We start from the raw sequence: 16,487 nt of genomic DNA, 5'->3' as shown, positions 1-16,487 counted from the left end.
AAAAAGTGCTATAGGAACTTTTTAGTGCCTATAGGAGGAAGAATGGAAGATAAAACATATAATATTGGTGTTGAAGCGACTTTAGAAGTCATTGGCGGAAAATGGAAAACAATTATTTTATGCCATTTACGTGGTGGAAAAAGAAGAACTAGTGAGCTGAAACGTGCAATTCCGAAAATAACCCAAAAAATGTTAACGCAACAATTACGTGAATTGGAAGCCGATGGGATTATCTCTAGACATATCTATGAACAGGTACCACCAAAAGTAGATTATCAATTGACTGAATATGGTGAGTCTTTGAGTACTATATTAAATAAATTGTGTGTTTGGGGCGAAAAACATGTTGATCGGTTAAATGAGCAAGACCAACATGTTGTTTTAATGAATCGAGATAAAGTGTCATAACTGTCATTATTGATTGCTATTCGAGAAATGTAGCTGGCAGTTACTGTTGTTCATATGTTATGGCATAATCTGGTAATTGCTGTATAATAATCATTTACAGTTATTTATAAAAATTATTGAAAGAAAGTATGAGAATTAAATGTTAGCAAACTTATATGGACCATTTTTTGATCTAAACAATTGGAAAACAGTTGTCGAATCAAGTAGTGATTGGATAATTATCCTATCATTAGCAGTAATCGAATGCTTATTATCAGTGGATAACGCAATTGTATTAGCTGCACAAACACAAAAATTACCAAGTAAAAAAGAACAAGAAAAAGCATTATTTTACGGATTATGGGGTGCATATATTTTCCGGTTCATCATTATTGGAATTGGAACATTTTTAATTGATTTCTGGGAAATTAAAGTAATTGGCGCTGGGTATCTTATTTACCTATCAGCCCATTATTTCTTTTCAAAAATTAAAACGCCAAAACCTAAATCAGAGAAAAAAAGTAATGGACGAAAAGGTCCATTCTCATTGTTTTGGTCAGTTGTTATTTCAATTGAGATGATGGATATTGTTTTTTCAATTGATTCTGTCTTAGCATCGTTAGCAATTTCGACAAATCCAGTCATTGTTTTAATCGGTGGGATGTTTGGAATTTTAGCCATGCGTGGGATTGCGACATTGATTATGAAGTTGATGAAGGTTGTTCCGGAGTTAGAATCAATGGCTTACTTGCTAATCGCATTAATTGCGGTGAAGTTATTCCTTTCTATCCCTCAAATTGGTATCGAAGTTTCAGCAGTACTTTTTGCTGGAATTGTTTTTGGGGCTATTATATTAACGACTTTAATTCATATGTATAATATTCAGAATAAAAAATAACGAAACGAAGGCGATAAAATGGTCACAAAAGTAACAGATAAAACGCTCGCGGAACATACAGATTCCGGATTAACAATTGTTGATTTATGGGCTCCTTGGTGTGGTCCATGTCGTATGATGGAACCTGTTATTGATGAATTAGAACAAGAATTCAAAGATGATATGCAATTTGTAAAGTTGAATATTGATGAAAATAAAGAAACAGCATTGGAATATGATGTCATGAGTATTCCGAGTTTTCTATTATTTAAAGATGGCAAAGCAATTGAAAAAGTTGTTGGTTATCATGATAAGAGTAAATTTTCAAAGTATTTAAGTGAAAAAGTTGCTCAAAATAAAGCAGTATAAATAAAATCCCACTACAAATTTTGTAGTGGGATTTTATTTTAGGCTTAACTATTATTAATGGCAGTCGTAACCTTAAAGGTGCATACTAAAGAAAATTATAAAAGGAGATTATTATGAAAAAAATTGGGTTTATTGGAACGGGCGTTATGGGCTCAGCAATTGTTAGTTATTTATTGAAAGCGAACTATGAAGTAACCGTGTTTAATCGAACCAAATCAAAGACAGATGACTTAGTTAGCCAAGGGGCAATATGGGCTGATTCGCCACAATTGGTTGCGGCTAAAAGTGATATTATCTTCTCGATGGTTGGTTTTCCTGCAGATGTAGAAGCAATATATTTTGAAGAAAATGGTATTTTTGCTGGTGCTAAAAAAGGCGCAATTGTAGTTGATATGACAACAAGTACACCAACACTAGCGAAAAAAATTGGTGATTACGCGGAAACTCATGAGTTGTTTGCGTTAGATGCACCTGTTTCTGGTGGTGATATTGGTGCAAAGAATGCGAAGCTAACAATTATGGTTGGTGGACACAGTGATGTATATGAACAAGTGAAACCTATTTTTGAAAAGATGGGAACAACAATTGCCTTGTTTGGTGGTTATGGATCAGGCCAACATGTAAAAATGGCTAATCAAATTATGATTGCTGGAACAATGACCGGAATGACTGAGCTGTTAGTTTACGCTAAGGCAGCAAACTTAGACTTGGAAAGTGTCATTAAAACAGTTGGCGGGGGAAGTGCAGCAAATTGGAGTTTAGACAATTATGCGCCCCGAGTTTTAAGTGATGACTATACACCAGGATTCTTTGCAAAACATTTTCTTAAAGATTTGCGTATTGCATTAGACGAAGCAGAAAAAATGAATATTAATCTACCCGCAACAAAAGAAGCTAAAGTACTATATGAAAAATTAGTTGATGAAGATGGATTAGGTAATGACGGTACACAAGCATTAGTTAAATTGTGGTGGAAATAAATAAGTCGATACAACTAATAAATAAGACCATTTCAATATGAGATAGTCTTATTTATTTTTGATGATTTTAACCAGCCAATTTGTAATAAGTAATAAAAACAGCATCAAAATAGTAATTAGACCAATAGATAAGGCAAATTTTGATAGTAGAGTCATCATTAAAGTCTGGTGATTAAATAGAGTTAAGAAATAATAAAAGATAATGATTAAAAGTGCTAATAAACTGAATCCAAGACCAAATCCTTTTCTATCTGCTGAGCTTAAATCAAAACCACCAATTGTAATAGATGTTGTGATTAACAACCACAGGATAAGTCTTAATGACCAAGATTGAAATAACGAGGTGAATAGGTTAAATAACGATTGAGTATTAAATGCTTGGTTAACTAGCATTGTTGATAGTAGATTAAAAGAGTGAGGTAGCAGTAGAATAAAAAGGCCAATAATTACGATTGAACAGCCAATGATGGGCGCAATACCGGCCATTGCTTGTCCAATTTTACCACGCATATTTTTAGGTGAGCTATAACGAACGAATCCAAGTGAGTTATCACCAATTTCGGGATGTGGACGTTTAATTAATTTAACTTCAATGGCGTGAAATCCAAATAAAAAAGCCATTATAGCATGACTTGCTTCATGGATAATAATACCCAATGAACCCAAGTATAATTGTTGATTTAATGATAATTGTTTTTTTGTATTACTGTTCACAGCTGTTAGTAAAAAAGCAGCTACAAGAAGTGGTATAACACTAAGAAAAATCAATGTTATTAGCGTATAAATGGTTTGCATCCTTAAGACCTCCTTCGTGATTAAAATATTAGCACGATTCTTAATATTTAGAAACAAAAAAGAGACTGCTGGGAAGGCAGTCTCTAGGGAGTAAGTTGTAGAGCTAATAAATTAGCTCTCTCTCTCATTACTTTGGAGGAGAAATGAAAAAGTATAAAGGTTAGTTATTTATGTTGTTTTGGGATAAGTTCAATATACAACATGAACCTTAAAATAACCTTAACATTAAGAAAAAATTTAAAAATAATCAAAAGTTTTTTTGGAATGCGCTTTCAATTACATTATATGTCCTTTATAATATTGGTATAGACCTTAATAATATTTAGGAGGAATAATAATGGGAAAATTAGGTATTTCAATTTATCCAGAACGATCAAATTATAATGATGATACAGCATATTTAGATTTGGCATGTAAATACGGGTATAAAAGAGTCTTTACGAGTTTACTCCAAGTGACAGATGGTAAAGATAAGGTATTATCAGAATTTAAAAAGACAGTTGCTTACGCAAATAAACTTGGTATGGAAGTAATGGTTGATATCAATCCTGATTTATTTGAACAACTAAATATTAGTTATCAAGATTTAAAATTCTTTGACGATATGGGTGCATATGGTGTTCGATTAGATTTAGGATTTACAGGTGCAGAAGAAGCAGCAATGACACGCAATCCATATGACTTAAAAATAGAAATAAATATGAGTTCTGGGACTAACTATGTGGATAACATTATGAGTTATTCACCAAAAAGAGAGAACTTATTAGGTTCACATAATTTTTATCCACATGAATACACAGGATTAGAGTATAACTTTTTTGTAGCTTGCAGTGAGAAATTTAAAAAATACAATTTAAATACGGCAGCTTTTGTTAATGCTAAGTCAGCTACTTTTGGACCTTGGCCAACTGCTGATGGACTATGTACATTAGAGGATCATCGACATTTAGATATTGCCACACAAGTTAAACATATGGTGATGACAGATTTAATTGATGATGTGATTATCGCAAACGCGTACGCTTCAGAAAATGAATTAAAAGCAGCATCAGAAGCATTCAACGCCAATTATCCGACGATTAAAATTGAAACGGCAGATGATATTACTGAGGTTGAAAAAGTAGTATTATTTGATAATATTCATAGTTACCGCGGAGATCGTTCAGCGTATCTTTTACGTTCGACAATGACACGGGTTGTGTATAAAGATAAAGAATTTCCTGCACATAATACAAAATTAATTAAGCGTGGTGACGTCTTAATTGATAATGAAGGTTATGGACAATATAAAGGTGAAACACAAATTGCTTTAAAAGAAATGAAAAATGATGGTCGTGTAAATATTGTTGGGCATATTATAGATGATGAATTATTCTTACTCGATTTTTTGAAACCATGGAGTCAATTTAAACTAAGCCAAGATTAGCCTAAATGGATCACTAGATAATTTCTAGTGGTCCATTTTAATTTGGTATTAACTAGATAATTCGGTAAAATGAAGTAGTAAATGTAAAATTGATAAGAAGGTCATAAAATGAATTATATAATTGTTGCATTGTTTGCTTTTTTTGGTGGAATAAGTCGGTACTTACTTGGTTTAACGATTATTCAACCAAATGGATTCCCACTGGGGACATTAATGATTAATGTCGTAGGGTGCTTTATTTTGGCGTTCTTAGTTCAGTATATTGAAACAACCGAAAAAGTCCCAGATTGGTTAACTTTGGGGATAAAAACAGGTTTTATAGGTGCTTTTACAACGTTTTCAACATATAGTTTGGAAGCTGTAAAGTTAATAGAGACGCAACAATGGGGCTATGCACTCATCTATGTGTTAGTAACGATTATAGGTGGACTTTCCATGACATTACTTGGTTATTCATTAGGCAATCGGATTGGAGATTGGCGAATGGAGAGTGAACGTTCATGATGACACTATTAGTTGGGATTGGCGCTGCAATCGGTGCTATGTTAAGATATGGGATAACAAATTTAAGTAATCGATATCTAACTGATCAATTTCCAGTTGGAACGTTATTAATTAATCTGATAGGTAGTTTTATTTTAGGTCTTTTAACAGGAATTAATTTATCTAGTCCGATGTTAGTCTTACTTGGTACTGGAACAATGGGTGGTTTTACAACCTTTTCAACGTATAACTTTGAATTGGTTAAATTAATTAAAAGCCAAAAAATATCGTTATTCATGATTTATTTATTAGCTAGTTATATTGTTGGTGGCTTGATGACACTGTTAGGATTAGTTATTGGTCGCCAAATGGTTAGTTAAATTAAAGTATTCGAGCATAATGTGTGATAGGATAGTAAAAATAGGGATGTGAAATAATGAAAATTGCTGTATTAACGGATAGTTCAGCTTATCTTACAGATGAGATTGTTGAACAATTAGATATTAAAGTAGTAAATAACCCAGTATTATTTGGAAATCATGTCTATCATGAAAATGCCGATTTAACGGCAACTCAATTTTATCAATTATTAAAAACAGAAGATGTTTTACCAACAACTTCCCAGGTATCGATGGGTGAAATGGAAGAAAAATTTAAGGCACTTGCTGCTGAAGGCTATACAGATGTTATTTGTATCCATTTATCATCAGGTATTAGTGGATTAGTTGGTAATCTTGAAGCTTTCGCATCATCTGTTTCGGCCATCAATGTGCATGTTTTTGATTCGAAAATTGATTGCGCGGGGATGGGTAACATGGTTCAATTGGCTGCCACATTAGCTAATAAAGATAAAAACGTTATGGAAATACTTGAAAAGTTAGCCGAATTAAGAGAAACAACACGGGTTCTTTTTGTTGTTGATGATTTAAATCATTTAATGAGGACCGGTCGTTTATCAAATCATTCAGGTTTTGTTGGAAACATATTGAAAATTAAACCGATTTTAACTTTTGATAAAGAAGGTAAAATCGTTGCTATTGGTAAAGAACGCAAAATGAAAAATGCCTATTCTGAAATTAAAGCTCAATTCTCAGAAGCAACACGTTCACTTGATTATCCAGTTCAAATTAATTTAATTGATGCGAATAATCCGGAACTTCAAGCTGAATGGGGACAAGACTTGAGAACTAGTTTTCCTAAAATGAAATTTGAATCGGGTTATATTGGACCACTTGTCGGTGTTCACACAGGTGAAAAATGTTTAGGATTAATCTGGTCGAGAGATTGGAAAAGTCTAATAGATTAAATAAAGAAAACGGTTTTATTATGAATTATTATTCATAATAAAACTTTTTTTTGTATAACAAACGAAAATGTTCTGATAATATTCAAAAATAATTCATAATTATTAGCTATGCTTATTCTTATCAAATAATTTAAGAGAATATGGAGGTAATAAATATGAATTTTTTTAAACGTGCTTTATTAAATCTTAAAGCAAAAAAAGGACGATCTTTTTTACTTGTATTAGTTATGTCAGCTATTATGTTATTCGTTTTAGCAGGATTAATTATTCAAAATGCAGCAACAACTGCGGCAAATGATGCGAAGAAGAGTGCGGGTGCAACGGTGACATTATCAGCTAATCGAGATAAAGCTTTTAGCGAGATGAAAACTTCAAGCTCAAAAACCACTAAACCATCATTAAACTTAGCTGGGGTAACAGTCGCAACAGCTAAAAAAGTTGGTGCATTAAGCAATGTGAAGAGTTACAGTATCACCACTTCAACTACAGCTAATGCTTCTTCATTTGATGCCATTAAAACAACATCGACCTCAAGTCAAAGTGGTGGGATGGGCGGCAAGAAAATGGCAACTTCTGCAACAACGGGTGATATTTCTATTTCCGGTGTAAGTTCAACGGCTAGTGCACTAAATACTAGTGGTGCCAAAATTACAAAAGGTCGTGGTTTAAATTCGAGTGATTTAAATACTAAAAACGTTGTGATTGAATCAGAACTTGCTTCTACTAACCATATTTCTGTGGGCAATACAATTACAATGAAATCAACTGGTGGTACGAAGTATAAAGTTGAAGTTGTCGGTATTTATAAAGCTAGTTCAACTAGTTCTACAAGTATGGGTGGGCCAGGAGCTACTGATCCATCAAATACTATTTATACAGCTTACACATTTGCGAATACTTTAAAAGGTAGTAAGTATAAAGATACGGCCGATTCAGTTGTGTATACATTAAGTGATCCAGCCAAGTCAGAAACTTTCACAAAAGCAGCTAAGAAATTAATTAACACATCTAAATTTTCAATGTCAACAAACGATAGTACTTATCAATCAATGCTGACACCATTGAATAATGTTAAGAGTTTTGCCCAAAAAATTGTTCTATTAGTCGCAGTTGCAGGAACTATCATTCTTGCCTTAATTGTTATTTTAATGATTAGAGAACGTCGCTATGAAATTGGTGTCCTCCTATCATTAGGTGAAAAACGTTGGAAAGTTATTGCACAATTCTTTGTTGAAATGTTTATGGTTCTACTCGTGTCATTAGTTGTTGCCGGAATTGGTGGGAAATTCGTTGGTAATGCAGTAGGTGATCAATTGATAAGCCAACAAACAACGACATCTACAACAGCTACAACTTCAAATGATATGCAAGGTGGAGGCGGTGCGCCAAGTGGTACTAAAGGTGGACAATTTGGTGGAACAGATCCAAGTGGTATACCAGGGCAGTCAGCGACAACTAAATCTGAGAAATTAAAGAATCTAAGCACAACTGTAAGTATCAAAGATTTGGCAGAATTAGGTGGTATGGGTCTGGCAATTATCTTTATCTCGATTATGTTAGCATCGTTAGGTATTTTACGACTTGAACCCAAGAAAATTCTGATTTCATAAATAATAGAAAGGAGTGATTAAATGATTGAAATTAAAGATGTCGCGTATTGGTATGAAAATAAGGATAACCCCTTATTTGAAAAGGTTAATTTAACTTTTGAAAGAAGTAAATCATATGCAATTGTCGGTAGTAGTGGCTCAGGAAAAACAACATTTCTCTCACTAATTGCTGGTTTAGATAAACCAAAATCTGGAGAAATTATATATGAAGGTGAGGCAATCAATAAAATCGGATTAACTCATTATCGAAATAAAGATGTCTCGATTATCTTCCAATCCTATAATTTATTTACTTATATGTCAGCGTTGGAAAACTTAATGACTGCGATGGACATTACCGGAGCAACACATGCTGGTGATAAACAATATGCCTTTGATATGTTGAAAAAAGTTGGTATTGATGAGGATATGGCTAAGAAGAACGTTCAACATCTTTCTGGTGGGCAACAACAGCGAGTCGCTGTTGTCAGAACGATGTGTTGTGACGCACGATTAGTCGTAGCTGATGAACCGACCGGTAATTTGGATGAAGTTAATACGAAAGAAATTATTGAATTACTTCAAGATTTAGCTAAATCACAAGATAAATGTGTCATCATTGTAACGCATGAACCAGATGTTGCTAAAATGTGTGATACGCAATATGTATTGAAGGACCGTGAGTTTCAAGTTATAGAGTAAGAAATAGCCATATGTATAAGGAAAACTTATACATATGGCTATTTTAGTTGATTGATATTTAATTTATCGTAGTTGCTTCTTATCATTAAAAAATTGTTTATATGAAAGATAACAAACACTAATTGATGAGATACTTGTTGCTGAAAGTAACATGAAAGTGACCATGATTTGGTATTTAATCGCAAAGACAGGATCAACACCGGCGAAGATTAACCCAGACATCATTCCAGGTAAACTAACGATACCAACCGTTTTAGCTGAATCAATAGTAGGCGACATCCCTGTTTTGATACTTTCACGGATAATAGGGTATGCTGCTTGTTTGAGATCTGCACCGAGTGCTAGTTTTTCTAAAATCTGTTGGCGTTGATCACGGAAATTACTGTTAAGGTTACGGTAACAAAGACCAATCGCAACCATTGAATTACTAGCAATCATACCAGTAATTGGAATAATTTGTGAAGGAATAAATTTAAGCGTTCCAGCTAGTAGTAAAAGGCCAAGTGTAACGGACGTACTACAAAAAATGGCAATGAACGAAATACGAAAACTATGTGGAATTCCTGCGCTTTTTTTATGTGCACTATACGCAGCGTTAAAGAAAACAATGAACATCATAACTAAAGTTAGAATAATATTATTAATATTAAAGACGTACTTTAAAATGTATCCGACGATGACTAATTGGATAATTGCACGAATGACACTATAAATAATATCTTTTGCTAGGCCTAATTTTTCTTTATATACAATTCCTAGTGAGACAAGTACTAATGAAAAAGCGAAAACGAGAGAAAGATTATTAACGGCTAAATTATGCATGTCTAACCTCCGTTATTTTTCCGGCCTCGATATTAATTAATTGATCAGCCAGTTTTATTTCATTATCATCATGAGTAACAGCGATAATAGTGATTTTATTTGAGTCATTTAAACGATTAATTAATGCGTGTATAATGTTTTTACTTTCTGAATCTAAAGCACTTGTGATTTCATCAAGCAGTAAGATTTTGGGTAAAAAGATTAAATTACGAATTAAGGCAACACGTTGCTTCTCGCCACCAGATAGTTCATTTATTGATTTCTGAAGATAACTGCTGGGTAAGCCTACGGATTCTAATTCAGAAATGGCACGAGATTCATCGAAGTCTTGCTTACGAACGATATAAGGAAACTCCAGATTGTCTTTAACGGTTTCGCCGAATAAAACGGGGGTTTGGAAGCAATAAGAAACAATCCGACGATATTCGATTGGGTCATAACTGTCAATTGATTTTTCATTGAACTTAATATCACCAGATGTTCTTGAAATTAAACCAGCGATTAATTTCAAAACGGTACTTTTACCGCTTCCAGATGGACCGGTGATTGTTAAAAAGTCTCCAGGGTTTACTTGAAAAGAGATGTGGTTCAAGATTGATTGGTTACTAAGTTCTAGTGAAATATCTTGTAAATCAATAATAGGTTGCATAGTAGGACCGCCTTTCTGATATAACTCATTTTCAGATTACCATGTTTAGCTGTGGGAATAAAGAAAAGTATTTTAGAGAATCTAAGCATATAGATTTAAAAACCTAATAGTAGTAAAAAAGCTAACATCGCTTAGATGTTAGCTTAGTAAATCTATTTCTGATAACTAATTAATTCGATTATATGCTGATCTGGATCTGAAATTGTAATCGATTGTGCATTTTTAACATCTTGCTTTTCAATCGGGCCAGAGATAATAGTCACAAAATAATTTTTCAAGTGATTTTCCATAGCGGTCATTGAATCACTAACGACGAAACTAAGTGTCATTGGAATAACATTAGTTGATGGCTCAAAAATAATTTTTTGATGGCCAAAATGAACAGTAGGTAACTCACTATTTTCAATCATAGTCATATCAAAAACTTCATGATAAAAACGTAAACTTCTTTGGACATCAGTTACGGGAATTGTGATTGCTTCAAAACGTTTAACTTTCATAAAATAAGAAACCTTCTTTTTATTGTTTTTTAATTTGTTTATTAAAGAAACTGAATAGGAATACAGTACTGATGACGACAATGATTAATTCTGTGACGGGTAAAGCAACCCAAACACCAGTTAAGTTGAAGAAGTGGGCAAAAATAAATAATAAGCCTAGTAGTAAGACATAACCGCGCAAGATAGCTAGAATAAGTGCATGTTTGGGTTCGCCAATCGCTGAGAAAAACATGCTAAACACAACATTAAGGGATGATCCAAATAAGCTTAAGAAGTAGATTGGAATGCCTATTTCAGCATAATGGATTAACTCTTGGTTGTTACTATTATTGAATAATGCAATAATAGGATCTTTTTCAAAGGTCAATGTAAGGTATAAAATTGTGCCAATAATAAAACTAACAATTAACCCAAAACGTAATATTTGCTTAACTTCTGGCCAATTCCGAATTCCAAATTCTCGACTGAGTAAAGGCTGAATTCCTTGGGCAACACCATTAAAAAGTGATAAAGCGACTAAGACGATGTTTGCGATAATTCCATAGGCTGCGACAGCTGTATTTCCCGCTAAACTTAAAATGACAAGGTTGAAAGCAAAAATGCTGACACCTGTACTCATTTCAGTTAGAAAGACAGGGAACCCGAATTGAACAACTTTTTTTATTGTCTTAAAGTGAATAGACGTTCGTTGGAGCGTTAAAAGACGTCCTTCCTTTTTACGATGGAAGGTTAATATAGCTAAAGCAACAATTGGAGAAACAGCAGTTGCCATTGCAGCACCACCCATACCAAGATGTAATGGGTACATAAAAATATAATCAAAAATGATATTGAATAAACTAGATACTAACATGGCAACCATCGATAAATGTGGATTATTATCGTTTCGAATGAAACTTAAAACGAGATAATTACAAGCAAAGAATGGTGCAGCTAGCAAAATATAAGTTAGGTATTCAGCAGCTAATTTGTAAGTTCCTGCGTTTGCACCTAAAAAATAGAGTAAAGGTTTCATGAATAAAAAGCCTAAGACTGAGAAAGCTAGGCCGAAAATAATCCCAACAATTAAAACCTGTGTGAAAATTTTTTGACTCGCTTTTTGATCCTTAATCTTTAAAATAGAAAATAAAGTTGCACCACCAATTCCGAGTAACAACCCGACGCCATTTAATAAATTAAAGAGGGGTAATACAATATTTAAAGCCGCTAAACCAGTTGTTCCAACCGCATTAGCAATGAAATATGTATCTGCCAGAAGATACACAGATAAACCTAAAGTACTTAAAACGTTCCGTGTGACGTAACCTGAAAGTTCACGACGGATAGAAACCGTTTGATTATTCATTTTGAGCTCCTTATCGGTACCTATTTTTTATAATCTTATAATAATGGACAATAAAAAATAGGTACCAACATCCTTCATTAAAAAATGGCCTCTTGGATGTGATAACTATTATTTTTGTAAAACCCGGCGATTTTACACTGTTTTGACTGTCTTTATTCTAGCAACTATTATTCAAAATAGCTAGGACAAACAACTAAATAATAGTCAAAGTAGCTGACTAATCCATTTGATAAAAAGTCGATAGAGGCTTATCTTATGTTATAATTGTAAAGGATACTTAATGGACAGCGACTAGAAAGAAGGGTTTAACAGTGGCAACAACATTGCGATTAGCACCACTATTTACTAATCATATGGTTATGCAACAAGATCAGACAACACGTTTTTTTGGTTATGCAGAACCCAATCAAGAAGTAACTGTAACGATTTCAATGGGCGGTAGCGAAGATACAATTGAAACAGGAATTGCTGATGATACAGGATACTTTTTAATTGAAAGTATCTCATTTTTAGCACCTACAATTGTGACCGTTCTAGTTAAATCAGGAACAGATAAAATAATTTTACGCGACGTACAATTTGGAGATGTATTCTTGATTGCTGGACAATCAAATGCTAACTTCAAAATGGCTAAAGATGATGAATTTGATCATAATAAAACAATGCCAATGATGAATTTACGTTTTATCAATATACCTGAAAAGCAATCAACAGAAGAAAATCCATGGCAAATTGTTGATGAAGAAAATATTGGTAACGTTACAGCATTAGGCTATTATATGGCTAAGAAGGTTCGTCAATATGATGAATACACACCAATTGGCCTTGTATTATGTGCTAAAAATGGGACTTCAGCTGCAAGTTGGGTATCAGAAAGTACACTAATAAATAACGAGACTTTAAAAGCAGCTTATGTTGATACTAAAATTCCAAGTTTAGAAGAATCCGATAATTTATACGATACGATGTTATCACAAGTGGGTCCTTACCGATTTAAATTGTTAACTTGGTATCAAGGTGAACGAGATGCAGGAATAGATACAAAACATTATGGGTTACTTTTGAAAAAATTAATCCGTGAATGGCGCAAAACGCTTAAACAAAATAAATTACCAACTTATATTATTCAGTTACCACAATATAATCATAAGATAGCTAATTCATGGGCTGAAATTCGCGATGCACAACAAAAGTTTGCAGCAACAGAAAATCGGGTTTACTTAGTTACAGCTATGGATGAAGATTCAGCTAACGAGATTCATCCAAGTAGTAAAAGACAATTAGGTTATCGTGTAATCGAATTATATTCTAATTTTGGTAAATTCGATGAAATGCAAACAAGTCCACAATTATCTGAAATTTCAGCTGATGTAAAACAAATGCGTCTTAACTTTTCAAATTGTGAACAACTTGAAACAACAAATGATATTGATTTAAAATGGATCATGCCAGGGGATGTTTTAAAACCTGCAGTGATTGATTTAGGTACAAATGATATCAAGATTCGATTAGAAGAAGAATCAATTGGCTTACAGTATGCATATGCAAATGTAACTTCTGCCGGCTTATGGAACGAAAACCATATTCCAGTTAGTCCTTTTAAAATCTACTTTGATTAATCTTAATAAGTTCTAAATAAAGCAGCCTTACAATTTAAAATTGCAAGGCTGCTTTATTTTAGTTAGTCAATCAAAAAGGCAACTGACTGATATGGAGCTAACGTCATAGCTGTTTCTAATTTGATATCGGTTGGATAATTATTGATGACAGTTGATATTTCCCCGGTAAATGCAGGTAAAGTAATCGTTGTCGTTGTACCATAGAAATTATTTAAAACAATTAAACGTTGATTTTTTAGTATTCTTTGGTAAGCAAAAACTTGAGTATCGTCCATTAAAAGAGGTTGATAATCACCAACAGAGACAATTGGCAGAGTCTTACGTAATTTAATTAGTTGTTGATAGTAATTAAATATTTCGCCGCGTACTAATTCATTTTGAACGTTGACGATAGACTGATTCATTGGCATCAACCATGGTTTTTCAGCTGAGAACCCTGCATACTCAGAGTTATTCCATTGCATGGGAGTACGACTATTATCACGAGATTTTGCTTGAATAATGTCTAAGGCTTCAGTTTCACTGAGTCCTTTCGCTAATAATGTTGGGTAAATGTTTTTGGTTTCAATATCATTATAATCAGATAAATGCTGATATTGAGGATCGCTCATCCCAATTTCTTCTCCCATATAAATAAAAGGCGTTCCACGTAATAAATGAATAGTTGTCGCTAGCATTTCGGCAGATTTTTCACGAAAATGGACGGGATCACCAAAACGATTAATAGCACGAGGCTGATCATGATTATTCCAAAATAAAGCGTTCCAACCATGACCAGCTGTCATACCTAATTGCCAATCATTTAGAATGTTTTTTAAACTCATAAAGTCAAAAGGCATCGTCGTCCATTTATTTCCATGGGTATAGTCAACTTTTAAATGGTGGAAGGTAAAGACCATTGATAACTCGTTGTTTTTGCCTAACGTGTATTCAATACAATTATCGATTGAAGTAGAAGACATTTCACCAACGGTCACAGCATCAGGGTCTTGACCAAAACTAGATTCGTTAAGTTCTTGTAGATATTGATGAACTATTTTTTTATCTGTATACATAAGTCTACTATCAGTACCATAAGGTGCATCAAGTAAATTGACATCTTTACCGATGACATTGATAACGTCGAATCGGAAACCTTTAACACCTTTGTTGCGCCAAAAATTAACAATCTTGGCCATTTCTTTTCGAACTGCTGGATTATGCCAATCTAAGTCTGCTTGAGTTGGGTCGTAGAGATGAAGGTAGTACTTACCCGTATTTCCGAAAGCTTCCCATGCAGGACCACCAAATTTAGAATCCCAATTAGTTGGAAGCGAGCTATCTGGTTTTGCTCCACGAATATAATAGTAAGCCATATATTTTGGATCACCTTTTAGCGCTTTTTGGAACCATTCATGTTCAGTTGATGTATGGTTAAAAACCATATCCATCATGACATCGATGCCTACAGATTTTAGCTTGGTAACAAGTTCATCAAAATCAGCCATAGTACCAAACTTAGGATCAATATGATAATAATCTGAGATATCATAGCCATTATCATTTTGTGGTGATATGAAAAAAGGATTAAACCAAATCATATCAATATTGAGTTGTTTTAAATAAGGTATTTTAGCGATAATCCCTTGTAAATCGCCCAGGCCATCATTGTTACTATCATAAAATGATTTTGGGTAAATTTGATAAATAATTTTATCTTCAAATGTCATCGTTATTCTCCTATTAGTTATATTTTCTTCGTCCGTCGTGCAAAATCAACAAAACTAAAACGATCTGAGCGGTGAATAGCTTCGGTAATCTGAAATAAACGACTATCTTGTAAATAGGTTTCACTTCTTATGACAACAACAGATTCTGTTTTTGGAATGTTTAATAATTTTTGGATAGTTGTATCTGCTGGTTCAACTGTAATTTTTTTAATAGCATAACTGATTTCTAAGCCTAATTTATTTTCAAAATAATCATAAAGCGAATTTTGGGCAACTGCTAAAGGTATCTCAGGTACGATATCTGAAAGTATGTAGTCACGATCAATAACACTGGGTTCATTTTTAACAAGTCGTAGACGTTCAATAAATGTCGCTTTATCGCCAACAACAGACTTAGGTGCAAAACTCTCTATAGGAATAGTTGTGACAAGTAACTGTCTAACTTGTGTTTCCGAATTCATTTGAAGAGACTTATTCAGTTCCTCATATGAAGTAATACCTGAGACGGGAAAAGCGAATCGTTGAATATCTAAAACAAGCGATCCTTTGCCTCGAATTTTTTGAATATAGCCATTGGTTAGTAAATTTTGGAGAGCCTTTCGAATTGTTTCGCGAGAAGTACCGTATAAATGGCTCAATTGAATTTCACTAGGTAGGAATGTTCCTGATGCGTAAATATTATGTGTGATTTTAGTGACAAGATCTTGATAAATACCTAAATGTTTATTTTGGTTCGTCATAATAGTCACCTCCAATGATAAGGTTATTTTAACATAAACATTCTAGTCTATACAAGTATATATAAATGTTAATTTAAAAGAAAAGAAAGCGTTGACATCCTGTATAGACAGGTTTATTATAAGGATAACTTGAAAACGCTTAATCGCTGTAAGCGAATCTAGTTAAATAAATTAAAAAAAATGGGGGAG

18 protein-coding genes are annotated in these 16,487 nt (G+C 33.4%); 11 read left to right on the top strand and 7 right to left on the bottom strand.

The annotated features are described in order from the left end of the window. The first annotated feature begins 42 nt into the window (after positions 1–42). The 4 genes from AC1RPX_RS00700 to AC1RPX_RS00685 all read left to right on the top strand — a co-directional run bounded on the left by AC1RPX_RS00700 (position 43) and on the right by AC1RPX_RS00685 (position 2,613). Positions 43–408, top strand: coding sequence for a winged helix-turn-helix transcriptional regulator (locus AC1RPX_RS00700; protein WP_409021715.1), 366 nt, complete (start codon positions 43–45; stop codon positions 406–408). A 139-nt stretch (positions 409–547) separates the two neighbouring features. After that, positions 548–1,285 carry a TerC family protein gene (locus AC1RPX_RS00695; RefSeq protein ID WP_481760961.1) on the top strand — a complete coding sequence of 246 codons (738 nt, stop codon included), beginning with the start codon at positions 548–550 and terminating at the stop codon, positions 1,283–1,285. Between the two features lie 18 nt (positions 1,286–1,303). Next, entirely contained in the window at positions 1,304–1,633 is a 330-nt protein-coding gene (trxA, locus tag AC1RPX_RS00690) for a thioredoxin (RefSeq protein WP_481760960.1), read from the top strand. A gap of 113 nt (positions 1,634–1,746) precedes the next feature. Beyond that, entirely contained in the window at positions 1,747–2,613 is an 867-nt protein-coding gene (locus tag AC1RPX_RS00685; RefSeq protein WP_481760959.1) for an NAD(P)-dependent oxidoreductase, read from the top strand. Between the two features lie 48 nt (positions 2,614–2,661). Here AC1RPX_RS00685 and AC1RPX_RS00680 read toward each other — a convergent pair whose 3' ends face one another. Beyond that, on the bottom strand, positions 2,662–3,408 hold the full coding sequence (locus AC1RPX_RS00680) for a hypothetical protein (RefSeq protein WP_481760958.1): 747 nt from the start codon (positions 3,406–3,408) through the stop codon (positions 2,662–2,664). 337 nt (positions 3,409–3,745) lie between these two features. On the opposite strand from AC1RPX_RS00680, the gene AC1RPX_RS00675 reads away from it, so the two are divergent. From AC1RPX_RS00675 to AC1RPX_RS00650, 6 genes are all read left to right on the top strand, one after another. Then, positions 3,746–4,834, top strand: coding sequence for a DUF871 domain-containing protein (locus tag AC1RPX_RS00675; RefSeq protein ID WP_481760957.1), 1,089 nt, complete (start codon positions 3,746–3,748; stop codon positions 4,832–4,834). 108 nt (positions 4,835–4,942) lie between these two features. Next, positions 4,943–5,338 (top strand): fluoride efflux transporter CrcB, encoded by a 396-nt coding sequence (gene crcB / locus AC1RPX_RS00670; protein ID WP_481760956.1) that lies wholly within the window; start codon positions 4,943–4,945, stop codon positions 5,336–5,338. Continuing rightward, positions 5,335–5,697, top strand: a complete 363-nt coding sequence (gene crcB, locus AC1RPX_RS00665) for a fluoride efflux transporter CrcB (protein ID WP_481760955.1) — start codon at positions 5,335–5,337, stop codon at positions 5,695–5,697. Before crcB (AC1RPX_RS00670) ends, crcB (AC1RPX_RS00665) begins: the two co-directional genes overlap by 4 nt. A 56-nt stretch (positions 5,698–5,753) precedes the next feature. Then, entirely contained in the window at positions 5,754–6,623 is an 870-nt protein-coding gene (locus tag AC1RPX_RS00660) for a DegV family protein (RefSeq protein WP_481760954.1), read from the top strand. Positions 6,624–6,778: 155 nt separating this feature from the next. Continuing rightward, positions 6,779–8,233, top strand: a complete 1,455-nt coding sequence (locus AC1RPX_RS00655) for an ABC transporter permease (protein ID WP_481760953.1) — start codon at positions 6,779–6,781, stop codon at positions 8,231–8,233. Between the two features lie 21 nt (positions 8,234–8,254). Continuing rightward, positions 8,255–8,914: an ABC transporter ATP-binding protein gene (locus AC1RPX_RS00650; protein ID WP_481760952.1), complete on the top strand. Its 660-nt coding sequence runs from the start codon at positions 8,255–8,257 to the stop codon at positions 8,912–8,914. A gap of 63 nt (positions 8,915–8,977) precedes the next feature. Here AC1RPX_RS00650 and AC1RPX_RS00645 read toward each other — a convergent pair whose 3' ends face one another. The 4 genes from AC1RPX_RS00645 to AC1RPX_RS00630 form a co-directional block, all read right to left on the bottom strand. Then, complete coding sequence (locus AC1RPX_RS00645) at positions 8,978–9,736, bottom strand: ABC transporter permease (RefSeq protein ID WP_481760951.1); 759 nt, start codon at positions 9,734–9,736, stop codon at positions 8,978–8,980. Beyond that, the gene (locus AC1RPX_RS00640) at positions 9,729–10,385 is read right to left on the bottom strand and encodes an ABC transporter ATP-binding protein (protein ID WP_481760950.1); all 657 of its coding nucleotides are present in this window, start codon (positions 10,383–10,385) and stop codon (positions 9,729–9,731) included. The genes AC1RPX_RS00645 and AC1RPX_RS00640 overlap by 8 nt, the downstream gene beginning before the upstream one ends. Before the next feature lie 152 nt (positions 10,386–10,537). Beyond that, positions 10,538–10,885 (bottom strand): VOC family protein, encoded by a 348-nt coding sequence (locus tag AC1RPX_RS00635; protein ID WP_481760949.1) that lies wholly within the window; start codon positions 10,883–10,885, stop codon positions 10,538–10,540. A 19-nt stretch (positions 10,886–10,904) separates the two neighbouring features. Next, the gene (locus AC1RPX_RS00630; protein ID WP_481760948.1) at positions 10,905–12,230 is read right to left on the bottom strand and encodes an MATE family efflux transporter; all 1,326 of its coding nucleotides are present in this window, start codon (positions 12,228–12,230) and stop codon (positions 10,905–10,907) included. Between the two features lie 311 nt (positions 12,231–12,541). Here AC1RPX_RS00630 and AC1RPX_RS00625 point away from each other — a divergent pair, with 311 nt between their 5' ends. Beyond that, the gene (locus tag AC1RPX_RS00625; protein ID WP_481760947.1) at positions 12,542–13,849 is read left to right on the top strand and encodes a sialate O-acetylesterase; all 1,308 of its coding nucleotides are present in this window, start codon (positions 12,542–12,544) and stop codon (positions 13,847–13,849) included. Between the two features lie 62 nt (positions 13,850–13,911). On the opposite strand, the gene treC is transcribed toward AC1RPX_RS00625, so the two are convergent. Further along, positions 13,912–15,558 carry an alpha,alpha-phosphotrehalase gene (treC, locus tag AC1RPX_RS00620; protein WP_481760946.1) on the bottom strand — a complete coding sequence of 549 codons (1,647 nt, stop codon included), beginning with the start codon at positions 15,556–15,558 and terminating at the stop codon, positions 13,912–13,914. 17 nt (positions 15,559–15,575) lie between these two features. Continuing rightward, positions 15,576–16,298: a trehalose operon repressor gene (gene treR, locus AC1RPX_RS00615; protein ID WP_481760945.1), complete on the bottom strand. Its 723-nt coding sequence runs from the start codon at positions 16,296–16,298 to the stop codon at positions 15,576–15,578. Between the last annotated feature and the right edge of the window lie 189 nt (positions 16,299–16,487).

The sequence above is a fragment of the Dellaglioa sp. CoH-56-MRSF-14 genome, from assembly GCF_056782115.1.
The sequence above is the reverse complement of the archived record's forward strand: the minus strand, read 5'-3'. Positions and strand labels throughout refer to the sequence as shown.

Bases quoted from the DNA above. Each gene is read 5' to 3' on its own strand.
- AC1RPX_RS00700 (WP_409021715.1), top strand. From the start codon at position 43: ATGGAAGATAAAACATATAATATTGGTGTTGAAGCGACTTTAGAAGTC.
- AC1RPX_RS00695 (WP_481760961.1), top strand. From the start codon at position 548: ATGTTAGCAAACTTATATGGACCATTTTTTGATCTAAACAATTGGAAA.
- trxA (WP_481760960.1), top strand. From the start codon at position 1,304: ATGGTCACAAAAGTAACAGATAAAACGCTCGCGGAACATACAGATTCC.
- AC1RPX_RS00685 (WP_481760959.1), top strand. From the start codon at position 1,747: ATGAAAAAAATTGGGTTTATTGGAACGGGCGTTATGGGCTCAGCAATT.
- AC1RPX_RS00680 (WP_481760958.1), bottom strand. From the start codon at position 3,408: ATGCAAACCATTTATACGCTAATAACATTGATTTTTCTTAGTGTTATA.
- AC1RPX_RS00675 (WP_481760957.1), top strand. From the start codon at position 3,746: ATGGGAAAATTAGGTATTTCAATTTATCCAGAACGATCAAATTATAAT.
- crcB (WP_481760956.1), top strand. From the start codon at position 4,943: ATGAATTATATAATTGTTGCATTGTTTGCTTTTTTTGGTGGAATAAGT.
- crcB (WP_481760955.1), top strand. From the start codon at position 5,335: ATGATGACACTATTAGTTGGGATTGGCGCTGCAATCGGTGCTATGTTA.
- AC1RPX_RS00660 (WP_481760954.1), top strand. From the start codon at position 5,754: ATGAAAATTGCTGTATTAACGGATAGTTCAGCTTATCTTACAGATGAG.
- AC1RPX_RS00655 (WP_481760953.1), top strand. From the start codon at position 6,779: ATGAATTTTTTTAAACGTGCTTTATTAAATCTTAAAGCAAAAAAAGGA.
- AC1RPX_RS00650 (WP_481760952.1), top strand. From the start codon at position 8,255: ATGATTGAAATTAAAGATGTCGCGTATTGGTATGAAAATAAGGATAAC.
- AC1RPX_RS00645 (WP_481760951.1), bottom strand. From the start codon at position 9,736: ATGCATAATTTAGCCGTTAATAATCTTTCTCTCGTTTTCGCTTTTTCA.
- AC1RPX_RS00640 (WP_481760950.1), bottom strand. From the start codon at position 10,385: ATGCAACCTATTATTGATTTACAAGATATTTCACTAGAACTTAGTAAC.
- AC1RPX_RS00635 (WP_481760949.1), bottom strand. From the start codon at position 10,885: ATGAAAGTTAAACGTTTTGAAGCAATCACAATTCCCGTAACTGATGTC.
- AC1RPX_RS00630 (WP_481760948.1), bottom strand. From the start codon at position 12,230: ATGAATAATCAAACGGTTTCTATCCGTCGTGAACTTTCAGGTTACGTC.
- treC (WP_481760946.1), bottom strand. From the start codon at position 15,558: ATGACATTTGAAGATAAAATTATTTATCAAATTTACCCAAAATCATTT.
- treR (WP_481760945.1), bottom strand. From the start codon at position 16,298: ATGACGAACCAAAATAAACATTTAGGTATTTATCAAGATCTTGTCACT.